This window comes from Pseudomonas sp. CCC4.1, assembly GCF_035019225.1.
Classification (GTDB): Bacteria; Pseudomonadota; Gammaproteobacteria; order Pseudomonadales; family Pseudomonadaceae; genus Aquipseudomonas; species Aquipseudomonas bubulae.
This window is the reverse complement of the sequence record NZ_JASJWL010000024.1, coordinates 29,720-50,105: the sequence shown is the minus strand read 5'-3', so window position 1 is coordinate 50,105 and position 20,386 is coordinate 29,720. Positions and strand designations below refer to the sequence as shown.

18 protein-coding genes are annotated in these 20,386 nt (G+C 58.3%); 12 read left to right on the top strand and 6 right to left on the bottom strand.

From position 1 onward, the window contains the following. Positions 1–51 precede the first annotated feature (51 nt). From trpE to rpe, 3 genes are all read right to left on the bottom strand, one after another. On the bottom strand, positions 52–1,533 hold the full coding sequence (gene trpE / locus QN377_RS12025) for an anthranilate synthase component I (RefSeq protein WP_095019503.1): 1,482 nt from the start codon (positions 1,531–1,533) through the stop codon (positions 52–54). 70 nt (positions 1,534–1,603) lie between these two features. Then, positions 1,604–2,422: a phosphoglycolate phosphatase gene (locus tag QN377_RS12020; RefSeq protein WP_094999946.1), complete on the bottom strand. Its 819-nt coding sequence runs from the start codon at positions 2,420–2,422 to the stop codon at positions 1,604–1,606. Further along, positions 2,419–3,093, bottom strand: coding sequence for a ribulose-phosphate 3-epimerase (rpe, locus tag QN377_RS12015; RefSeq protein ID WP_016782414.1), 675 nt, complete (start codon positions 3,091–3,093; stop codon positions 2,419–2,421). The genes QN377_RS12020 and rpe overlap by 4 nt, the downstream gene beginning before the upstream one ends. 323 nt (positions 3,094–3,416) lie before the next feature. On the opposite strand from rpe, the gene QN377_RS12010 reads away from it, so the two are divergent. Both QN377_RS12010 and QN377_RS12005 read left to right on the top strand, forming a co-directional pair. Then, positions 3,417–3,875: an REP-associated tyrosine transposase gene (locus QN377_RS12010; RefSeq protein ID WP_094999944.1), complete on the top strand. Its 459-nt coding sequence runs from the start codon at positions 3,417–3,419 to the stop codon at positions 3,873–3,875. 156 nt (positions 3,876–4,031) lie between these two features. Beyond that, positions 4,032–5,015: an alpha/beta hydrolase family protein gene (locus tag QN377_RS12005; RefSeq protein WP_130872129.1), complete on the top strand. Its 984-nt coding sequence runs from the start codon at positions 4,032–4,034 to the stop codon at positions 5,013–5,015. A gap of 6 nt (positions 5,016–5,021) precedes the next feature. Here QN377_RS12005 and QN377_RS12000 read toward each other — a convergent pair whose 3' ends face one another. From QN377_RS12000 to QN377_RS11990, 3 genes are read right to left on the bottom strand one after another with little or no spacing between them, the layout of a single operon-like run. Next, complete coding sequence (locus QN377_RS12000; protein ID WP_322213741.1) at positions 5,022–5,786, bottom strand: DnaJ domain-containing protein; 765 nt, start codon at positions 5,784–5,786, stop codon at positions 5,022–5,024. A 1-nt stretch (position 5,787) separates the two neighbouring features. Next, the gene (gene murU, locus QN377_RS11995; protein WP_153327912.1) at positions 5,788–6,459 is read right to left on the bottom strand and encodes an N-acetylmuramate alpha-1-phosphate uridylyltransferase MurU; all 672 of its coding nucleotides are present in this window, start codon (positions 6,457–6,459) and stop codon (positions 5,788–5,790) included. Next, entirely contained in the window at positions 6,456–7,481 is a 1,026-nt protein-coding gene (locus tag QN377_RS11990; RefSeq protein WP_094999940.1) for an aminoglycoside phosphotransferase family protein, read from the bottom strand. The genes murU and QN377_RS11990 overlap by 4 nt, the downstream gene beginning before the upstream one ends. 131 nt (positions 7,482–7,612) lie before the next feature. Between QN377_RS11990 and QN377_RS11985 the strand changes: the two genes are divergently transcribed. The 10 genes from QN377_RS11985 (at position 7,613) to QN377_RS11940 (ending at position 20,386) form a co-directional block, all read left to right on the top strand. After that, the gene (locus QN377_RS11985) at positions 7,613–10,366 is read left to right on the top strand and encodes an LPS-assembly protein LptD (protein ID WP_150629056.1); all 2,754 of its coding nucleotides are present in this window, start codon (positions 7,613–7,615) and stop codon (positions 10,364–10,366) included. Beyond that, on the top strand, positions 10,341–11,681 hold the full coding sequence (gene surA / locus QN377_RS11980; protein WP_169916416.1) for a peptidylprolyl isomerase SurA: 1,341 nt from the start codon (positions 10,341–10,343) through the stop codon (positions 11,679–11,681). Before QN377_RS11985 ends, surA begins: the two co-directional genes overlap by 26 nt. Next, positions 11,678–12,667 carry a 4-hydroxythreonine-4-phosphate dehydrogenase PdxA gene (gene pdxA / locus QN377_RS11975; RefSeq protein ID WP_094999937.1) on the top strand — a complete coding sequence of 330 codons (990 nt, stop codon included), beginning with the start codon at positions 11,678–11,680 and terminating at the stop codon, positions 12,665–12,667. The genes surA and pdxA overlap by 4 nt, the downstream gene beginning before the upstream one ends. After that, positions 12,664–13,482 carry a 16S rRNA (adenine(1518)-N(6)/adenine(1519)-N(6))-dimethyltransferase RsmA gene (rsmA, locus tag QN377_RS11970; protein ID WP_094999936.1) on the top strand — a complete coding sequence of 273 codons (819 nt, stop codon included), beginning with the start codon at positions 12,664–12,666 and terminating at the stop codon, positions 13,480–13,482. Before pdxA ends, rsmA begins: the two co-directional genes overlap by 4 nt. A gap of 123 nt (positions 13,483–13,605) precedes the next feature. Further along, positions 13,606–13,986 (top strand): Co2+/Mg2+ efflux protein ApaG, encoded by a 381-nt coding sequence (apaG, locus tag QN377_RS11965; protein ID WP_094999935.1) that lies wholly within the window; start codon positions 13,606–13,608, stop codon positions 13,984–13,986. Beyond that, positions 13,986–14,903, top strand: coding sequence for a symmetrical bis(5'-nucleosyl)-tetraphosphatase (locus QN377_RS11960; protein ID WP_094999934.1), 918 nt, complete (start codon positions 13,986–13,988; stop codon positions 14,901–14,903). Before apaG ends, QN377_RS11960 begins: the two co-directional genes overlap by 1 nt. Then, positions 14,900–15,229, top strand: coding sequence for a thiosulfate sulfurtransferase GlpE (glpE, locus tag QN377_RS11955; RefSeq protein WP_094999933.1), 330 nt, complete (start codon positions 14,900–14,902; stop codon positions 15,227–15,229). The genes QN377_RS11960 and glpE overlap by 4 nt, the downstream gene beginning before the upstream one ends. Before the next feature lie 299 nt (positions 15,230–15,528). Next, positions 15,529–17,451, top strand: coding sequence for a PrkA family serine protein kinase (locus tag QN377_RS11950; RefSeq protein WP_016782433.1), 1,923 nt, complete (start codon positions 15,529–15,531; stop codon positions 17,449–17,451). 101 nt (positions 17,452–17,552) lie between these two features. Further along, positions 17,553–18,827, top strand: a complete 1,275-nt coding sequence (locus QN377_RS11945; protein WP_094999932.1) for a YeaH/YhbH family protein — start codon at positions 17,553–17,555, stop codon at positions 18,825–18,827. After that, the gene (locus QN377_RS11940) at positions 18,824–20,386 is read left to right on the top strand and encodes a SpoVR family protein (RefSeq protein WP_094999931.1); all 1,563 of its coding nucleotides are present in this window, start codon (positions 18,824–18,826) and stop codon (positions 20,384–20,386) included. The genes QN377_RS11945 and QN377_RS11940 overlap by 4 nt, the downstream gene beginning before the upstream one ends.

Sequence of the window (20,386 nt, the reverse complement as noted above, 5' to 3'; positions counted from 1 at the left end):
CCTGTGGAAGGGAGCGGGCACGCTCGCTCCCACAAGGCCGGTTGCAGGTTTTTAATCCCGCGGGGTGTGCTCGGCCAGGGCCACGGCACGGAACATTGCTCGGCGCTTGTTCAGCGTTTCTTCCCATTCCAGGGCCGGGACCGAATCAGCAACAATGCCGCCACCGGCCTGCACATGCAGCTCTCCGTCCTTGATCACTGCAGTACGGATCGCAATCGCTGTATCCATATTGCCGTTCCAGGCGAAGTAACCCACAGCCCCGCCATACACACCGCGCTTGACCGGTTCCAGTTCGTCGATGATTTCCATCGCACGAATTTTCGGTGCGCCAGACAACGTACCCGCCGGCAGAATCGCCCGCAGTGCATCCATCGCTGTCAGCCCGCTTTTAAGCTGGCCGGTGACGTTGGACACAATGTGCATGACGTTGGAATAACGCTCGATCACCATTTTCTCGGTGAGCTTGACCGAACCGACTTCAGATACACGACCCGTGTCATTACGGCCCAGGTCGATCAGCATCAGGTGCTCGGCGATTTCCTTGTCATCACTGAGCAGGTCTTCTTCAAGCGCCAGATCAGCCTCTTCGGTTGCGCCACGCGGACGCGTGCCGGCAATCGGGCGTACGGTAATCAGATTGTCTTCAACCCGTACCAGCACTTCCGGCGAGCTGCCCACAACATGGAAGTCGCCAAAGTTGAAGAAGTACATATACGGCGTAGGGTTGAAGCAGCGCAGAGCGCGATACAGGTCGATGGGCGCAGCCTTGAAGTCGATGGACATTCGCTGCGAGGGCACTACCTGCATGCAATCGCCCGCAAGGATGTAGTCCTTGATGGTATCGACGGCTTTCTCGTAATCGCCCTGGGTGAAGCTGGAGCGAAACACCGGGTCAGCCGACTGCTGCGCTGTAAAGTCCAGGCCGCGACGCGGGGTAATCGGTTGACGCAGTTGTTCAAGCAGCGCCTCAAGCCGGGCCTGGCCTTCTTCATAAGCCTCAGGCTGAGCCGGGTCGACCAGCACAATCGCGTGCATCTTGCCCGCCAGGTTGTCGAACACCACCACGGCGTCCGATACCATCAGCAAAATATCCGGCACACCCAGAGGATCGGGGTTCGGGCACTTGCCCAGGCGTTTCTCCACATAACGTACGCAGTCATAGCCGAAATAGCCCACCAGGCCACCGTTGAAACGCGGTAAGCCGGCGATGGTCGGCACGTTGTAACGGGCCTTGAACTGCTCGACGAAGGTCAGTGGATCCTCAACCTCACAGGCTTCGATCTCGACACCGTCATGGGTCACGCTGACCTGATGATCATGCACACGCAACACAGTGCGGCATGGCAAGCCAATAATCGAATAACGCCCCCACTTCTCGCCGCCCTGCACCGACTCCAGCAAATAGGAGTTGGGCTGATCGGCCAGCTTCAGGTAGATCGACAACGGCGTGTCGAAGTCAGCCAGGGTTTCGCGTGCAAGGGGGATACGGTTATAGCCGGCAGCGGCCAAACGCAGGAATTCTTCGCGGATCATGAGGTGCCTCGTGGTCTGAGGGTAAAACGGTCAGGTATGCAAACGTGCCGACTGCGCGGCCAGATTCAAGTCAGGCGCGCCAACGCCAGCGGGCCAGGGCCTTGATGACTTTCATCCAGAGTTTGCGGGTGACCACCACGATGGAATCTCTTCGAGAGGGGGAAACAGAATTGCCCAACGTTATCTCAGGCGCAGATTCTAAGCAACCGGCTATCAGCTCTTGCAGGTTACCAATCACCATATCCGGTGACTCTTCTTCAATCGGGCGACCGTGGTTGTAGCCGTAACTCAGCGCTACGCAACGAACACCGGCAGCCTTGGCGGCCAGCACGTCATTTCGCGAATCGCCGACAAATATCGATTGCGCGGGAGTGGCGCCGGCCATTTTCATTACAAACAGTAAGGCGGCAGGGTCGGGTTTTGTCTGTGGCAGGGTGTCGCCACCGATAATCCAGCGGAAAAACCGCCCCAGTTTCAACTCATCCAGTAATGGCGCCACAAAGCGTTCGGGCTTGTTGGTGATCAGGGCCATTTCAACACCCTGCTTTTGCAGCCACTTGAGGCTTTCACGCACACCGGGGTAGACCTTGGTGTGTGCATGGCCACCGTCGTAGGCTTCCATGAAAATTTCCAGTGCCTGTTCGGCCTCTGTGTCATCAACACCACTGCCGTCCATATTCCCGGCCAGGGCACGGCGCACCAGCATGGGCGCGCCGTTACCGATCCACAGCCGTACGTTTTCAATCCCGGCGGGCGGACGACCGAGCTTGAGCAGCATGGCCTCCACGGCAACGGCCAAATCCGGTACCGAATCAATCAGGGTGCCATCCAGATCGAACATCACCAATTTTGGCAGCTGCCCCTGGAGTAGCTGCTCAAAGCGGCTCATGGGCGGGCCAACGCAAGCTCGGCACGCATTTTCTGAATCACTTCTTCATAGTTTGGCGTGTTGAAAATGGCGGAGCCGGCGACAAAGGTATCGGCACCGGCTTCAGCGATTTCACGGATATTGCCAACGTTTACGCCGCCGTCGATTTCCAGGCGAATCTCGCGACCGCTGGCATCGATCAGGGCACGGGCTTCGCGCAGTTTGTTGAGCGTGCCGGGAATGAATTTTTGCCCGCCAAAGCCCGGGTTCACGCTCATCAGCAAGATCATGTCGACCTTGTCCATCACGTACTTGAGCACATCCAGCGGGGTGGCCGGGTTGAACACCAGACCTGCCTTGCAGCCGCCTTCGCGGATCAGTTGCAGGGAGCGGTCGATGTGCTGGGTCGCTTCGGGGTGGAAGGTGATATAGGTGGCGCCGGCTTCGATAAAGTCGCCGATGATGCGATCGACCGGGCTGACCATCAGATGCGCATCAATCGGTGCGGTGACGCCGTACTTGCGCAGGGCGGCGCAGACCATCGGGCCGATGGTCAGGTTGGGTACGTAATGGTTGTCCATGACATCGAAGTGAACGATATCAGCACCCGCGGCGAGTACGTTGTCCACTTCTTCGCCGAGACGGGCGAAATCGGCGGAAAGAATCGATGGGGCAATAGCGAAGGGCTGCATGACGCACCTTTTAGTGGGCTAAACACGGTGGCGCGCATTGTATACCGCTGGCTATGTGCCGCACACCGTAGCAGCGATGATTGGCCATTTGTAGCAGCTGCCGAAGGAACGAGGCTGCGTTCGGTTGCGCAGCGACCGTAAACCCTCAACCCCGGTTTTAGATGACACACCGTGTTGCCTGTTTTTACGACGGCTTCGCCGCCGAACGCAGCCTCGTTCCTTCGGCAGCTGCTACGCAAAGTGCAATATCCGGTTAAGTGTTCACTTTGATACTTGCCGATGGCTGATCTAGCGTTAGAAAAAAACAGACCGAGGGCAAAGGATTGCCAATTTCAAACAACGCTTGTCACCTGCGCACCGGGCGCTACTCCGAACCTGGCCACATATACCTGCTCACCGCCGTCACCGAGCTACGGCGACCCGTATTTACCGACTTCCATCTAGGCCGTCTTGTGGTGAACCAACTCCGGCATGCTCACGACGACGGCATCGTCAGGTCCATCGCCTGGGTGGTCATGCCTGACCACTGCCACTGGCTCGTAGAGTTACGTACCAAAACCCTGGGCGAGTTGATGTGCCGATTCAAGTCACGCAGCAGCATTACGGTCAATCAAGCATGCCGATCCAGTGAGCGAATCTGGCAAAGGGGCTATCACGACAGGGCTGTCAGACAGGAAGAGGACATTAAAAACATCGCCCGCTACATCATCAAAAACCCGATCCGCTCTCAACTGACCTCGCGGATCGGTGATTACCCCCTGTGGGATGCCTGCTGGATCTAGACCCGAACTGTACGCATTTTCTCGCTACGCCCACGCAACCACAGCAGGAGCCGATAACTCACAGAGAGCAAAAACATTTCATCTCAACCGTCATACCCTGACAAATACTGATCAACCCATTACGCTGCCGGTACTACTTCTGGCCTGGAATAACCGATGTTTTCTTATCGTCTGGCACTACCGGCTTTGTGCCTGTCGCTGATATTGCCGTTCGCCCTGCCAGTGCTTGCAGCCGATACCAAGCCCCAAGTCGAGCCAGAACCCGCAGTTCGCGCGCCCCTGCCCGAGCGCAGTCAGGAAGATGCGGCGGCCCTTGAGCGGCAATTGCCGCAACATGAGCAACAACAACTGCAAGCACCCAATGACAGTTTTCTCGCCCTGTGGAAGCCCGCAAACAGCAGCGCCCCCGAGGGTGCGGTCATCATCATCCCCGGAGCCGGTGAAACCGCTGACTGGCCACTGACCGTCAGCCCTCTGCGCAACAAGCTGCCGGACGCCAACTGGGCCAGCCTGAGCCTGAGTCTGCCGGACATGCAAAGCGAAGCCAGCCAGCCGCGCGAAGCCGAACCAGAGAAACCTCCTGCTGCAATTGCGACAGACAGTAGCAGCAAGGCAGCCACCACCACGGCCAAACCCATCGAGCAGGCCGCCAGTGACGGCACCGAAAGCACGGAATCCGAAGCGGCTCAAACCGGGCAAGACCTGGACAAGGCCGATGCCGAGCGCATCTTCGCCCGTATTGATGCAGCGATTGCCTTTGCCCAGCACCAGAACATGCGCACTATCGTTCTGCTCGGCCATGGTTCCGGGGCCTACTGGGCGTCGCGTTATATCAGTACCAAGCATCCTGCCCAGATCCAGAAACTGATCATGGTGTCTGCCCGCAAACCTGTGTTGGCAGAGCCGGACCTGAGCCAGTTGACCCCGGCCCTCAACGTGGCGCTGCTGGATATCTTCTATAAAGACCAACCCCTGGCCCGCGAAGCCGCCCTGCAAAGATTGCAGGCCAGCAAGCGAGCCAACGGGTCGAATTTCAAGCAGGTCGGATTGTTCGCCACCCCGGGCAACCGGGATGGTGAACAGGAGCAGTTGTTTCGCCGTGTACGCGGCTGGCTCAGCCCGCAACCTGTGGATAAGTAAACTGCGCTAAAAACCACGCCGCTCACGGATCGAGGCGTAGGCCTGGTGCAGTTCACGGGTTTTTTCCGTGGCCTCGCGCACCTGCGCCGGGCCCGCACCGCTGCCGGCAACCTTGTCCGGGTGATGACGACTGAGCAGGCGCCGATAGGCTCGCTTGATTTGCTCAGGATCACTGGCCTCGGTCACCCCCAGCAGAAGCAGCGCTTGCCGGTAGGTACCGCCACGGGTCGCCAGCGGTTTGGGCTGAGGCTCATGTTCGCCACCCAACACCAGAACCTGTTGGCGGGTCCAGCCCAGCCAGCCCCCCCAAAGCACTATCAGCTCACGTTCCTGGGGAGCCACCCGGCCATCGGCCAGGATCATTCGCCAGCAGGCACGCAATACACCTTCTGCCGCATGAGGCTGAGCCTTGAGCCGTTTCAGGTAACCGCGCAGCGAATCAGTACCGGATTTGCCACGGTTGAACGCGGCAATGGCACGCTTTTGCGCTGCAGGCTCCATATCGAGCTGACGCATTTCCAGCCGCGCCTGCTCGATATGCTTGCCCACCACCTGTCCGCCGCTTTTGGCCAGACGACCGAGCAACACAAACAACAACTCATCGTTGCGCAGCACCGGCCGGGCACCAAAACGCTCAAGCAGATCGGCCCAACTGTGCAGTTGCAAGCGCCGGTCGAACGCCTGCCCCAGTAAAGCACCGAGCATGGCCCCCGGAATACTGGCTATGAAAAAGCCTGCTCCGGCTCCGATCAGAGTCCCTGGCCACAACATGCTAGCGCGCGTCCTTGATCAACGACTCGACCTCGGCCAGGCGCTCGTGCGTCCCTACATCCACCCAATGCCCTTGCAATCGCTCACCTGTCACTTGCCCTGCCGCCATGGCGTTACGTAATAGCGGTGCCAGTTTGAATGCACCCGCCGTACAGCCCCTGAACAGATCGGGGTGAAGCACGGCGATACCGCTGTAGGTCAGCGTATCGGCACCCGACATGCCATCTTGAACCTGTCCGCCGCTCAAGCTGAAATCACCGCTCGTGTGGTGTGCCGGGTTATCCACAAGAACCAGATGAGCCAGCCCGGTCAACGGCTGACGCAAGGCAGCAAACTCGTAATCGGTCCAGATATCACCGTTCACCACGGCAAAGGGTTCATCGCCAAGCAACGCCAGCGCCTGGAAAATTCCGCCACCGGTCTCTAGCGGTTCGCCTTCCGGGGAGTACTGGATGCTGACACCAAACTGCGAACCGTCGCCCAGATGATCTTCAATTTGCTGACCCAGCCAGGCATGGTTGATCACAATGTCGGTAAAACCTGCCGCGGCCAGCGCCCGCAAGTGGTACTCGATCAACGGCACGCCACCCACACGCACCAAGGGCTTTGGTGTATGCAGGGTCAGTGGCCGCAAGCGCTCGCCCTTACCGGCGGCCAGAATCATCGCTTTCATGCATCGACCTCGCTGACCAGCCCCAGGCTGCTGAACAACTCACCCAGCTCTGCCAGCTCGGGACGTCGCGCCAGCACAGCTTCTATATAAGAGAAGAAGCGCGGTACATCGGCCAGATAGCGTGGTTTGCCATCGCGATGACAAATGCGGGCAAAAATGCCGATCACTTTCAAATGCCGCTGCACACCCATCAGGTCGCTGGCGCGCAAGAATTCTTCAAAGTCGCGCTGCACCGGAATGCCCAACGGCAGCGCCAGCTTCCAGTAATCCTGCAGCCAGTTGCGCACACGCTCTTCAGGCCAGCTCAAGAAGGCGTCCTTGAACAGGCACGTAATGTCGTACGTCACCGGGCCATACACTGCGTCCTGGAAATCCAGCACCCCAGGATTGGGAATGCTGAGCATCAGGTTGCGCGGCATAAAGTCGCGGTGCACCAGCACTTTGGGCTGCGCCAGGGCACTGTCGATCAGCAGCGTACTGACTCGTTGCCAGACGGCCTGTTGCTGCTCATTGAAATCCACCCCCAGGTGAGCTCGCACGTACCACTCGGGAAACAGCTCCAGCTCGCGGCGCAACAAGGCCACGTCATAGCTGGGCAAAGGCTCGGTCATCGGCAATTGCTGAAAGGCCAGCAAGGCTTCAATGGCATCCTTGAACAACTCGTCGGCGTTGCTGCTGTTGATCACGTCCAGGAAGGTCTTGTTGCCCAGATCGTTGAGCAATAGAAAGCCGCGATCAAGATCCTGAGCGTAAATTTTCGGTACGTTAATCAGGCAAGTTCGCAAAAAATCAGCAATATCGACGAAAGGTTTGCAGTTTTCCTGGGGCGGCGGCGCGTCCATGACAACAAAACTGCGGCCCTCGCCCTCCCAGCGAAAATAGCGTCTGAAGCTCGCATCGCTACTGGCAGCAGTCAACGTGGCCGGGGGCACAGCTCCCCAACCCTCATTCTCGAACACGGTTGCCAGCTGCTCATCCAGCCAAACTTTCAGGTGTTGCAGGCGTACATCTTGGTCAGGCATTACAAGGGTCTCCGACGGCGCTAGCCGTCAAGCGGGTCATGCTTTATTATCCAGAATCTTTTCCAGACCATCGATAGGCGTGCGGTCCCCCACCGCGGGCTGATGGCACGCAGGAAGCCCGGACTAATAAGATGGCATTGAAATCCCCCGCGTTTCGTAAAAAATTTCCGTTGCTGGTAACCGGCAGTTTGCTGGCCATGCAACCTCTCGCCACGCCGTTCGCGTTTGCCGAGGAGCAGTATGACTGTTCCGTGTCGGCTACGGGGGGCTGGGATTGCGCACCAAAAACCAACGTGGCGCAACTGCCACCGCGTCCTGCGCACGGTGACGGGTCTGTGGGTGCCAGCGGTGAAACCAGCGAGCAGGCCAAACAGGCCCCGCTGGTCACCGAGGCCAAAGGCCGTGGGCTCAAGGCGCGCAGTGACGATTACAGTCACCTCGACTGGGTGCCCCGGGACAAGCTGACCGCTGCCCAGTTGGCCGAAACCGGCCCGTACTGCTCCGGTTCGTACGTAGAGCCCATCCGTCCGGGCATGAACGACCCCACCAGCAAAAGCGACGCCCCGACCTTTATCGGCGCCAAAGCCTCCCGCTATGAGCAGGAAGAGCAGGTTGCGACCCTGGCCGGTGACGTAGTCATGCGCCAGGGCAGCATGCAGATCGAAGCCGACGAAGCCAGCCTGTACCAGGCTGAAAGCCGTGGCGAGCTCAACGGCAAGGTGCGCCTGCGTGACAACGGCGCACTGATCGTCGGCGACCACGCCGATGTGCAACTGGACACGGGTGCGGCCAAGGTCGACAACGCCGAATATGTGCTGCACAAGTCGCGCATCCGCGGCAGTGCGCTGTATGCCAAGCGTGCCGAAGACTCGATCATCCGCCTCAAGGATGGTACCTACACCACCTGCGAGCCAAACAGCAACGCCTGGCAGCTCAAGGGCAATAACATCACGTTGAACCCGGCCACCGGTTTCGGTACGGCCACCAACGTGACGCTGCGGGTCAAGGACATTCCGGTGTTCTACACCCCGTACATCTATTTCCCGATCGACGATCGCCGCCAGTCCGGTTTCCTGCCGCCGTCCTTCAGCAGCAGCACCGACACCGGCTTTATGCTCGTGACCCCGTACTACTTCAACCTGGCACCCAACTACGATGCCACGTTGTACCCGCGCTACATGACCAAGCGCGGCCTGTTGATGGAAGGCGAGTTCCGCTACCTGACCGAATCGAGCGAAGGCCAGTTCGGTGCCGCGTACCTCAACGACGACAACGACGACCGCAAGCGCCAGACCGACTACACCGACAAGCGCTACATGCTTAACTGGCAGCACAAGGGTGGTCTCGACTCCCGTGTACTGACCGAAGTCGACTACACCAAAATCAGCGATCCGTATTACTTCCAGGACCTGGAAAGTGACCAGATCGGCGTTGAAAGCCGTGACTTCCTGAACCAGCAAGGCGCCGTCAGCTACCGTGGCGATGACTACACCGCCAAACTGAACGTGCAGGCCTATCAACTGGCCACCGTTACCCAGATCACGCCTTACGACAAGCTGCCGCAACTTACCCTCGATGGCATGCTGCCAAATCATCCGGGTGGCCTGAACTTCGCCTACAACACCGAGCTGGTACGGTTTGACCGCAGCCTGGAAAACGGCCAGTACACCAACGAGGACGGCACCACCGCCAATCGTCTGGATACCAACGTGACCGGCCTGGCCCGTGCCAACGGCACACGCATGAACCTTGCCCCAAGTGTCAGCCTGCCGCTGAACTGGAGCTATGGCTTCCTGACGCCGTCCCTGAAGTACATGTACACCCAGTACGATCTGGATCTGGATGGCACCGGCAAGACTCAGTTGACCAGTGCTGGTGGCAAGTTCGACAGCTCGGTCAACCGCAGCGTGCCAATCGCCAGCGTTGACAGCGGCCTGTACTTCGACCGCAACACCAACTGGTTCGGCACCGACTACCGCCAGACCCTGGAGCCGCGGGCGTTCTACCTGTATGTGCCGGAACGCAATCAGGATGACATCCCGATCTTCGACACCAGCGAAAGCACCTTCAGCTATTCCTCGCTGTGGCGTGACAACCGCTTTACCGGTACTGACCGTGTAGGCGACGAGAACAAGCTGTCGCTGGGTCTGACCAGCCGCCTGATCGAAGACAACGGCTTTGAACGTCAACGCATCAGCGTGGGCCAGGCCTACTACTTCAAGGATCGCAAAGTTCAGTTGCCAGGTATTGATGCTGACCGTGCCGATGCGACTGCCGGCATGTCTCCGTATGCACTGGAATACGCCTATCGCTTCAACCGCGACTGGCGTGCAACCGCTGACTACAACTGGGACCCGGAAAGCCACAGCCCGCGCTCAGGCAGTGCGATGATGCACTACCAGCCTGAAGACAACCCGAACAAGGTGGTCAACGTCGGCTATCGCTACCGCAACGACCAGGTTCGCTACGACCAGTACACCGGTAAATGGGTAGTGGGCGGTGGTGACTACGGCACCCCTGGCCAACCGGGTTACATCAAGGATTACTACAAAATCCAGCAGCACGACTTCTCGGTTATCTGGCCGATCGTGCCGCAATGGAACGCCATCAGCCGCTGGCAGTACGACTACAACCGCAACCGTACCCTGGAAGCCTTCGGTGGCTTCGAGTACGACAACTGCTGCTGGAAGCTTCGTCTGATCAGCCGTTACTGGGTATCCAACGACGAGTACACCCAGGAAGCCCCTCAAAACGAGAAGGGCGACCATGGTCTCTTCCTCCAAGTTGTGCTGAAAGGTCTCGGTGGCGTTGTTGGCACCAAAGTAGAGAGCTTCCTCGACAAAGGCATCCAAGGTTATCGTGAACGTGAAGATCAAGCTTTCTGAGTGTCTGCGCCCGCTAATGCTGGGCGCGTTGTTCCTGGGTACTGCAGCCAGCGCTGCAGTACAGCCCCTGGATAAAGTGGTGGCCATCGTCGACAACGACGTGATCATGCAGAGCCAACTGGACCAGCGTGTCCACGAAGTTCAGCAAACCATCGCCAAGCGTGGCCAGGGTGTACCGCCTGCCAGTGTTCTGGATCAGCAAGTGCTTGAGCGCCTGATCGTCGAAAACCTGCAACTGCAGATCGGCGAGCGTTCAGGCATTCGCATCACGGACGAAGAACTGAACCAGGCTATCGGCACCATTGCCCAGCGCAACAACATGACCATCGAGCAATTCCGTCAGGCCCTGGCCCACGACGGTCTGTCGTATGAAGATGCCCGTGAACAGGTGCGTCGCGAGATGATCATCAGCCGTGTGCGTCAACGCCGCGTGGCTGAGCGCATTCAGGTCACGGATCAGGAAGTGAAAAACTTCCTGGCCTCGGACCTGGGCAAATTGCAGATGTCCGAAGAGTTCCACCTGGCCAATATCCTGATCCCGACGCCTGAAAGCGCGAGCTCGGAAGCCATCCAGAACGCGGCAAAGCAAGCTGAAGAGGTCTACAACAAGCTCAAACAGGGCGCTGACTTTGCCCAAATGGCCATCGCCCGCTCCGGCAGCGACACGGCACTGGAAGGTGGCGACATGGGCTGGCGTAAAGCTGCTCAACTGCCTCCCCCTTTCGACCGCATGCTCAGTGAGATGCCTGTAGGCGACGTTACACCTCCAGTGCGCACGCCAGGCGGCTTCATCATCCTCAAGCTGAACGCGAAACGCGGCGGTGGATCAGTGGTGGTGGACGAAGTTCATGTCCGTCATATCCTGATCAAGCCAAGCGAAATTCGTACTGAAGCGCAAACCAAGGAACTGGCAGCCAAAATCTACGACCGCATTACGTCGGGCGAAGACTTTGCCACCCTGGCCAAGACTTACTCGGAAGATCCGGGCTCCGCCCTCAACGGCGGCGACCTGAACTGGGTTGACCCGAATTCGCTGGTGCCCGAGTTCCGCGAAGCCATGGCCGACACTCCGCAAGGTGTGCTGTCCAAGCCGTTCAAGACCCAATACGGCTGGCATGTTCTGGAAGTCCTTGGCCGTCGTGCCACTGACAGCACCACCCAGGCGCGCGAGCAACAGGCTATGAACGCTCTGCGTAACCGCAAATACGATGAAGAGCTGCAATCCTGGCTGCGTCAGATCCGCGACGAAGCCTATGTTGAAATCAAGCTGCCAGGCGCAACCGGTACTGACAGCGCAGGCCAGGCCGCGCAGTGAACACACAGCGTTTTGCCCTGACACCCGGCGAACCGGCAGGCATAGGTCCCGACCTGTGCCTGCTTCTCGCCTCGCAACACCAGCCACACCCCCTGATCGCCATCACCAGCTGCGACCTGCTCCTTGAGCGGGCCGCGCAGCTCGGTGTGGCTGTCAGCCTGCTACCGGTCGAGCCGGGCAACTGGCCCGATCAGCCGGCTCCGGCAGGCAGCCTGTACGTGTGGGACACCCCGTTGAACGCCACGGTTACCGCCGGCAAGCTGGACAAGGCCAACGCAGCCTTTGTGCTGCAAACCCTCACACGCGCCGCCCAGGGCTGCGTGGATGGCGACTTTGCCGGCATGATCACCGCCCCGGTGCACAAGGGCGTGATCAACGAAGCGGGCATCCCGTTCTCCGGGCATACCGAATTCCTCGCCGACCTGACCCATACACCGCAGGTCGTGATGATGCTTGCCACCCGCGGACTGCGCGTGGCACTGGTCACCACTCACCTGCCCCTGCGTCAGGTCAGCGATGCAATCACCCCCGAGCGACTGATGCGGGTCACCCGCATTCTGCACGCCGACCTAAAACAAAAATTTGGCATCGCCCGGCCGCGCATCCTGGTTTGCGGGCTCAACCCCCATGCAGGTGAAGGCGGCCATTTGGGCCACGAAGAAACAGACATCATCGAACCAACCCTGGAGCGCCTGCGCAGCGAGGGCATGGACCTGCGTGGCCCGCTGCCTGCCGACACTCTGTTTACCCCCAAATATCTGGAACACTGCGACGCAGTGCTGGCGATGTACCACGACCAAGGCCTGCCCGTACTCAAGTACAAAGGGTTTGGTGCCGCAGTCAACATCACCCTGGGCTTGCCGATTATCCGCACCTCTGTCGACCACGGCACCGCCCTGGATCTGGCGGGTAGTGGCAAGATCGATACCGGCAGCCTGCAAGTCGCCCTGGAAACCGCCTACCAGATGGCCGAGACCCGTATATGAACGAGCAATACCAACACAAGGCGCGCAAGCGCTTTGGTCAGAACTTCCTGCACGATGCCGGGGTTATCGACCGCATCCTGCGCGCCATCAACGCCAAGGCTGGCGAACGCCTGCTGGAAATCGGCCCGGGCCAGGGCGCCCTCACCGAAGGCATTCTCAACAGCGGTGGCCAGCTCGACGTTGTGGAGCTCGACAAGGATCTGGTGCCGATCCTCAACCGCCAGTTTGCCGGCATGAGCAACTTCACCCTGCACCAGGGTGATGCCCTGAAGTTCGACTTCAAGAGCCTCAATGCTGCCCCTCGCACCCTGCGCGTGGTTGGTAACCTGCCGTACAACATCTCCACGCCGTTGATTTTTCACCTGCTGAAAAACGCCGAGCTGATCCGCGACATGCACTTCATGCTGCAAAAAGAAGTGGTTGAGCGCATGGCCGCCGGGCCTGGCGGTGGTGATTGGGGTCGTCTGTCGATCATGGTTCAGTACCACTGCCGCGTCGAACACCTGTTCAACGTAGGCCCGGGTGCATTCAACCCGCCGCCGAAAGTTGATTCAGCGATTGTCCGTCTGGTGCCCCACGAAGTGCTGCCGCATCCGGCCAAAGACCACCGCCTGCTTGAGCGCGTGGTTCGCGAAGCCTTCAACCAGCGCCGCAAGACCCTGCGCAACACCCTCAAAGCCTTGCTCAGCAACGCTGAAATCGAGGCCGCAGGCGTCGATGGCAGCAAACGCCCGGAGCAACTCGACCTGGCCGCCTTCGTGCGCCTGGCCGACAAGCTCAGCGAGCAACCGGTCGTGGCGCCCGCCGCCGACTGATCGCCGAGAAAAAACGGGTACCCGGCCAGACGCCACGTCTAGCCGGGTACCCGCTGTTTGGCCTAGACTCAGGCATCAGTTTTATCCCGAACTGTGTCTTCGCTTTCAAGTAAGGCCTCTCGCATGCACGATCCCCGCTATCTGGTCGACGTCAGCGTCGTCACACGTTACCTGCCAGAACAATCACAGCCCGAGCATCAGCGCTTTGCCTTTGCGTACACCATCACGGTACGCAACAACGGTTCAATACCTGCCAAGCTGTTGTCACGGCACTGGGTAATCACCGACGGCGATGGTCATGTAGAAGAAGTCCGTGGCGCCGGTGTTGTAGGACTGCAACCCAAGATTGATCCCGGCAGCGAGCACACCTACAGCAGTGGGTCGGTCATCACAACCAAAGTCGGCACCATGCAGGGCAGCTACCTGATGCATGCCGATGACGGTCATGAGTTCAAAGCCATTATTGCGCCCTTTCGCCTGGCGGTACCCGGAGCCCTGCACTGATGGCGGTGTATGCCGTTGGCGACTTGCAAGGCTGCCTGAAACCGCTCAAGCGCCTGCTCGAACGCGTGGCCTTCGACCCCACCAAAGACAAGCTCTGGCTGGTGGGCGACCTGGTCAACCGCGGTCCCGAATCACTGGAAACCCTGCGCTTTCTGTATCGCATGCGCGAGTCGCTGGTGTGTGTACTGGGCAACCATGACCTGCACCTGCTGGCCGTGGGGCGCAATATCGAACGCCTGAAAAAAGGCGACACTTTGCGCGAAATTCTCCAGGCCCCCGATTGCGATGAGTTGTTGAACTGGCTGCGTCAGCAACCGCTGCTGCATTACGATGCCGAGCGTGAGGTTGCACTGGTGCATGCCGGAATACCGCCCCAGTGGACGCTGAAAAAAGCCCTCAAATGCGCCAGCGAAGTCGAACAGGCGCTGCGCGATGACAACCTTGTCGGCCCCTATCTCGACGGCATGTACGGCAACGACCCGGCCAAATGGGATAACGGACTGACCGGCGTTACCCGGTTGCGGGTTATTACCAACTATTTCACCCGTATGCGGTTCTGCACCCGGGACGGCAAGCTCGACCTGAAAAGCAAAGAAGGCGTAGGTACTGCACCGCCCGGCTTCGCTCCATGGTTCAGCTACAAAGAACGCAAAACCCAAGGCCTCAAGATCATCTTCGGGCATTGGGCAGCACTGGAAGGCAACTGCAAGGAACCCGGCATCTTCGCACTCGATACCGGCTGTGTCTGGGGCGGCGCCATGACCCTGCTCAATGTCGACACCGGCCAACGCCTGCTCTGCGATTGCGACGATCCAACACTTGCCGTACCCGGCATTGCCCCACACTCCGCACCAACTTCCCAACCCTTGGGCGCCAGCCAGCCGCGCCCGCTTTCAGGCCACAGGAATTTCCCATGACCGAATTCAAACGCATCCCGCCAGAACAGGCTCAGGCCCTGCGCGAACAAGGCGCCGTAGTCGTCGACGTGCGTGACCCGCAAGCTTTCGCCGCCAATCACATCAGCGGTTCAAAACATCTGGACAACCACTCGCTGCACGATTTCATCGCCAACGCCGACCTCGACGCCCCTCTGATCGTGGCCTGCTACCACGGCAACTCCAGCCAGAGCGCTGCGGCGTATCTTGTCGGCCAGGGCTTTAGCGAGGTCTACAGCCTGGATGGCGGCTTCGAGTTGTGGCGTACCACTTACCCGGACGAAACCGCCCAAAGCCCGGGCGAATAATATTTTTATCAGCCCCAGCCCCCGTGATCAGAGGGCTTGGGGCCTGCCTGACCAACGGTCTAAGGCAACAATTCACGCATCTGACCTTGACCTCCCGTATTACCAACTATCCTTTACCTCAGGCCATCCAAATCTGGGGAGAGCCGGTACACCGGCGAATGGATCATCGGTAGTAACTTCAAGGGGTTAGCCACCTTGATGGTGTCCTGGGGGGTACACAGCAGCTGAAATGCTGCTGCATGCCAGCACTCGAACTGACCGATCTATCGCCGACTCCACGTATCGAGCGAGGTGACGTCATGAGTATTTTTAGCCACTTCCAACAACGCTTCGAGTCCACACGCCAGGAAGAGCTTACGCTCCAGGAATATCTTGAGCTGTGCAAACAGGACAAAAGCACTTACGCCTCAGCCGCGGAACGGCTACTGCTGGCCATTGGCGAGCCGGAACTGCTGGACACCTCAACCGACTCCCGGCTGTCGAGGATTTTCTCCAACAAGGTGATTCGCCGCTACCCGGCCTTTGAAGACTTCCACGGAATGGAAGAATGCATCGACCAGATAGTTTCCTACTTCCGCCATGCCGCACAGGGCCTGGAAGAGAAAAAACAAATCCTTTACCTGCTGGGCCCGGTAGGGGGCGGCAAGTCATCCCTTGCCGAAAAGCTCAAACAGTTGATTGAAAAAGTCCCCTTCTATGCAATCAAGGGCTCACCGGTTTTCGAGTCGCCTTTGGGCCTGTTCAACGCCACCGAAGATGGCGCGATCCTCGAGGAAGACTTCGGCATTCCCAAACGCTACCTGAGCACCATCATGTCGCCGTGGGCCACCAAGCGCCTTGCCGAGTTTGGCGGTGATATCAGCCAGTTCCGCGTTGTAAAACTGTACCCGTCGATCCTCAACCAGATCGGTGTAGCCAAAACCGAACCCGGTGACGAAAACAACCAGGACATTTCGGCCCTTGTAGGTAAGGTCGATATCCGCAAACTGGAAGAATTCCCGCAGAACGATGCCGACGCCTACAGCTACTCGGGCGCTCTGTGCCGGTCCAACCAGGGCCTGATGGAGTTCGTCGAGATGTTCAAGGCACCCATCAAGGTGCTGCACCCACTGCTGACGGCTACCCAGGAAGGTAACTACAACAGTACCGAAGGCTTGGGCGCGATTCCGTTTACCGGCATCCTGCTTGCCCACTCCAACGAATCGGAATGGCATACCTTCCGCAACAACAAGAACAACGAAGCGTTTATCGACCGGATCTACATCGTCAAAGTACCGTACTGCCTGCGTGTCAGTGACGAAGTGAAAATCTACGACAAACTGCTGTTCAACAGCTCACTGGCCAAAGCCCATTGCGCACCCGACACCCTGAAGATGCTGGCCCAGTTCACCGTACTGTCGCGCCTCAAAGAACCGGAAAACTCCAACATCTATTCCAAGATGCGGGTTTATGACGGCGAGAACCTCAAGGACACCGACCCGAAAGCCAAGTCCATCCAGGAGTACCGTGACAACGCGGGTGTGGACGAAGGCATGAATGGCCTTTCGACCCGTTTTGCGTTCAAGATCCTGTCCAAGGTATTCAACTTCGACCCCCACGAAATTGCCGCCAACCCGGTGCACCTGCTTTATGTGCTCGAACAGCAGATCGAACAGGAACAATTCCAGGCCGAAACCCGCGAGCGCTACCTGCGTTTCCTCAAGGAATACCTGGCGCCGCGCTACATCGAATTTATCGGCAAGGAAATCCAGACCGCTTACCTGGAGTCCTACAGCGAATACGGGCAAAACATCTTCGACCGTTATGTGCTCTACGCCGACTTCTGGATTCAGGACCAGGAATACCGGGATCCGGAAACCGGCGAAATCCTCAACCGCGTGGCCCTCAACGAAGAGTTGGAAAAAATCGAGAAACCGGCCGGCATCAGCAATCCGAAAGATTTCCGCAACGAAATCGTCAACTTCGTACTGCGTGCCCGGGCGAACAACAACGGTAAGAATCCAACCTGGCTCAGTTACGAGAAACTGCGGGTGGTGATCGAGAAAAAAATGTTCTCCAACACCGAAGACCTGCTGCCGGTTATCAGTTTCAACGCCAAGGCAAGCAAAGAGGACCAGCAAAAACACAACGACTTTGTTACTCGAATGGTCGAACGTGGCTATACCGACAAACAAGTGCGGCTGCTCTCCGAGTGGTACCTGCGGGTCCGCAAGTCGCAGTGAGGCAGTTGTAAGCCTCAAGCCTCAAGCTGCAGGAAAAGGCATGGGTAAATGCCTGGACTTGCAGCTTGCAGCTCACAACTTGAAGCTGCCCGGAGGGCCTAATGAGCTATGTGATCGACCGACGCCTCAATGGCAAGAACAAGAGCACGGTTAACCGTCAGCGTTTTCTGCGTCGCTACCGTGACCACATTAAAAAGGCCGTAGAAGAGGCCGTGGGCCGCCGCTCCATTACGGATATGGAACATGGCGAGCAAATCAGCATCCCTGGCCGCGATATCGATGAGCCGGTGATGCATCACGGGCGTGGTGGCAAGCAAACCGTGGTTCACCCCGGCAACAAGGAGTTTACCAGCGGCGAACATATCCCCCGGCCCCAAGGTGGATCGGGAGGTGGCGGCGGCCCTGGCAAAGCGGGGAATTCCGGCGAAGGCATGGACGAATTCGTGTTCCAGATCACTCAGGAAGAGTTCCTCGAATTCATGTTCGAAGACCTCGAACTGCCCAATCTGGTCAAACGCAACCTGACCGGCACCGACACGTTCAAAACCGTACGTGCCGGTATCAGCAACGAGGGCAACCCGTCTCGTATCAACATCATTCGTACCTTGCGCTCAGCTCACGCTCGACGCATCGCGCTGTCCGGCAGCAGCCGGGCGAAACTGCGGGAAGCCAAGGCCGAACTGGAGCGATTAAAACGCGAGGAGCCCGATAACTTCGGCGATATCAAGACCATCGAGGCCGAAATCGAGAAACTCAGCGCCCGCATTCATCGCGTGCCATTTCTCGACACCTTTGACCTCAAGTACAACCTGTTGATCAAACAGCCCAACCCCAGCTCCAAAGCCGTCATGTTCTGCCTCATGGACGTTTCAGGCTCCATGACCCAAGCCACCAAAGACATTGCCAAACGCTTTTTCATCCTTCTGTACCTGTTCCTGAAGCGTAACTACGACAAGATTGACGTAGTGTTTATTCGCCATCACACCAGCGCACGAGAGGTGGACGAAGAGGAGTTTTTCTATTCCCGGGAAACCGGCGGCACTATCGTCTCCAGCGCACTCAAACTGATGCAGGAGATCATGGCCGAACGCTACCCCACCAACGAATGGAACATCTACGCAGCCCAAGCCTCTGACGGAGACAACTGGAACGACGACTCACCCATCTGCCGCGACATTCTGATCAACCAGATCATGCCATTTGTGCAGTACTACACTTATGTAGAGATCACCCCGCGCGAACACCAGGCGCTCTGGTATGAGTACGAACGCATCAGCGAGGCGTTTTCCGACACCTTCGCTCAACAGCAACTGGTCTCGGCCGGCGATATTTATCCGGTCTTCCGTGAACTCTTCCAGCGCAGGTTAGTGACATGACCGCCAAAGAGAATAAGCGCCAACCCATCTCCACCGGCTCAGAGTGGACCTTTGACCTGATCCAGGCGTATGACCGCGAAATCGGCCGCCTGGCTGGCCGCTATGCGCTGGACACTTACCCCAACCAGATTGAAGTCATCACCGCCGAACAAATGATGGATGCCTACGCATCAGTGGGCATGCCGCTGGGTTATCACCACTGGTCCTACGGCAAACACTTCCTTAGTACTGAAAAATCCTACACTCGGGGCCAGATGGGTCTGGCCTACGAAATCGTTATCAACTCAGACCCCTGCATTGCCTATCTGATGGAAGAAAACACCATCTGCATGCAGGCACTGGTAGTAGCCCACGCCTGCTATGGCCACAACAGCTTCTTCAAGGGCAACTACCTGTTCCGGACCTGGACTGACGCCAGTTCGATCATCGATTACCTGGTATTCGCCAAGCAATACATCATGCAATGTGAGGAACGCCACGGTATCGATGCGGTGGAAGACCTGCTCGATTCCTGCCACGCCTTGATGAACTACGGTGTGGACCGCTACAAAAGGCCTGACCCGATCTCTGCCGAGGAGGAGCGCCGTCGACAAAAGGAACGCGAAGAGCACCTGCAAAAACAGATCAACGACCTGTGGCGCACCATCCCCAAAAGCGCAGACAAGCTCAGCGAGAAGGACAACGCCCGTTTCCCCGAAGAGCCTCAGGAAAACATCCTCTACTTCCTGGAAAAACACGCCCCGCTTCTGGAACCCTGGCAGCGCGAAGTTGTACGTATCGTGCGCAAAATAGCCCAGTACTTTTATCCGCAGCGGCAAACACAAGTGATGAACGAGGGGTGGGCGACTTTCTGGCATTACACCTTGATGAACGACCTGTACGACGAAGGCCTGGTGACCGAGGGCTTTATGATGGAGTTCCTCATTTCCCACACCAGCGTGGTGTTCCAGCCCGGCTTTGACAGCCCTTACTACAGCGGTATCAACCCCTACGCGCTTGGGTTTGCGATGTATTGCGATATCCGGCGCATATGCGAACACCCGACCGAGGAGGATCGTTACTGGTTCCCGGACCTTGCGGGCAGCGACTGGCTGTCGAGCATCAAATTCGCCATGAGCAGCTTCAAGGACGAGAGTTTTATCCTGCAATACCTCTCACCCAAAGTGATCCGCGACCTGAAGCTGTTCAGCATCATGGACGACGATCAAAAAGACGACCTGCTGGTGCCAGCCATCCACGACGAAAATGGCTACCGCATCATTCGCGAAACCCTGGCCGCGCAATACAACCTGGGCAATCGCGAACCCAATATCCAGATCTGGAGCATCGACCGCCGGGGCGACCGTTCACTGACCCTGCGTCACCAGCAACATGACCGCAAACCCCTGGGCGACTCCACCGAAGAAGTTCTCAAGCACTTGCACCGCTTGTGGGGCTTCGACATCCATCTGGAAACACTGCAAGGCGACCAGGTCATGAAGGTCCACCATGTCCCGCCAAAAGGCGACCACGGTGAGATTGACCGCGGTCGCCTGGATATGGGAGCCATTCACCTGTAA

What these genes read in the sequence shown, in the direction of transcription:
- trpE (WP_095019503.1), bottom strand. Translation starts at nt 1,533, where the DNA reads ATGATCCGCGAAGAATTCCTGCGTTTGGCCGCTGCCGGCTATAACCGT.
- QN377_RS12020 (WP_094999946.1), bottom strand. Translation starts at nt 2,422, where the DNA reads ATGAGCCGCTTTGAGCAGCTACTCCAGGGGCAGCTGCCAAAATTGGTG.
- rpe (WP_016782414.1), bottom strand. Translation starts at nt 3,093, where the DNA reads ATGCAGCCCTTCGCTATTGCCCCATCGATTCTTTCCGCCGATTTCGCC.
- QN377_RS12005 (WP_130872129.1), top strand. Translation starts at nt 4,032, where the DNA reads ATGTTTTCTTATCGTCTGGCACTACCGGCTTTGTGCCTGTCGCTGATA.
- QN377_RS12000 (WP_322213741.1), bottom strand. Translation starts at nt 5,786, where the DNA reads ATGTTGTGGCCAGGGACTCTGATCGGAGCCGGAGCAGGCTTTTTCATA.
- murU (WP_153327912.1), bottom strand. Translation starts at nt 6,459, where the DNA reads ATGAAAGCGATGATTCTGGCCGCCGGTAAGGGCGAGCGCTTGCGGCCA.
- QN377_RS11990 (WP_094999940.1), bottom strand. Translation starts at nt 7,481, where the DNA reads ATGCCTGACCAAGATGTACGCCTGCAACACCTGAAAGTTTGGCTGGAT.
- QN377_RS11985 (WP_150629056.1), top strand. Translation starts at nt 7,613, where the DNA reads ATGGCATTGAAATCCCCCGCGTTTCGTAAAAAATTTCCGTTGCTGGTA.
- rsmA (WP_094999936.1), top strand. Translation starts at nt 12,664, where the DNA reads ATGAACGAGCAATACCAACACAAGGCGCGCAAGCGCTTTGGTCAGAAC.
- apaG (WP_094999935.1), top strand. Translation starts at nt 13,606, where the DNA reads ATGCACGATCCCCGCTATCTGGTCGACGTCAGCGTCGTCACACGTTAC.
- QN377_RS11960 (WP_094999934.1), top strand. Translation starts at nt 13,986, where the DNA reads ATGGCGGTGTATGCCGTTGGCGACTTGCAAGGCTGCCTGAAACCGCTC.
- glpE (WP_094999933.1), top strand. Translation starts at nt 14,900, where the DNA reads ATGACCGAATTCAAACGCATCCCGCCAGAACAGGCTCAGGCCCTGCGC.
- QN377_RS11950 (WP_016782433.1), top strand. Translation starts at nt 15,529, where the DNA reads ATGAGTATTTTTAGCCACTTCCAACAACGCTTCGAGTCCACACGCCAG.
- QN377_RS11945 (WP_094999932.1), top strand. Translation starts at nt 17,553, where the DNA reads ATGAGCTATGTGATCGACCGACGCCTCAATGGCAAGAACAAGAGCACG.
- QN377_RS11940 (WP_094999931.1), top strand. Translation starts at nt 18,824, where the DNA reads ATGACCGCCAAAGAGAATAAGCGCCAACCCATCTCCACCGGCTCAGAG.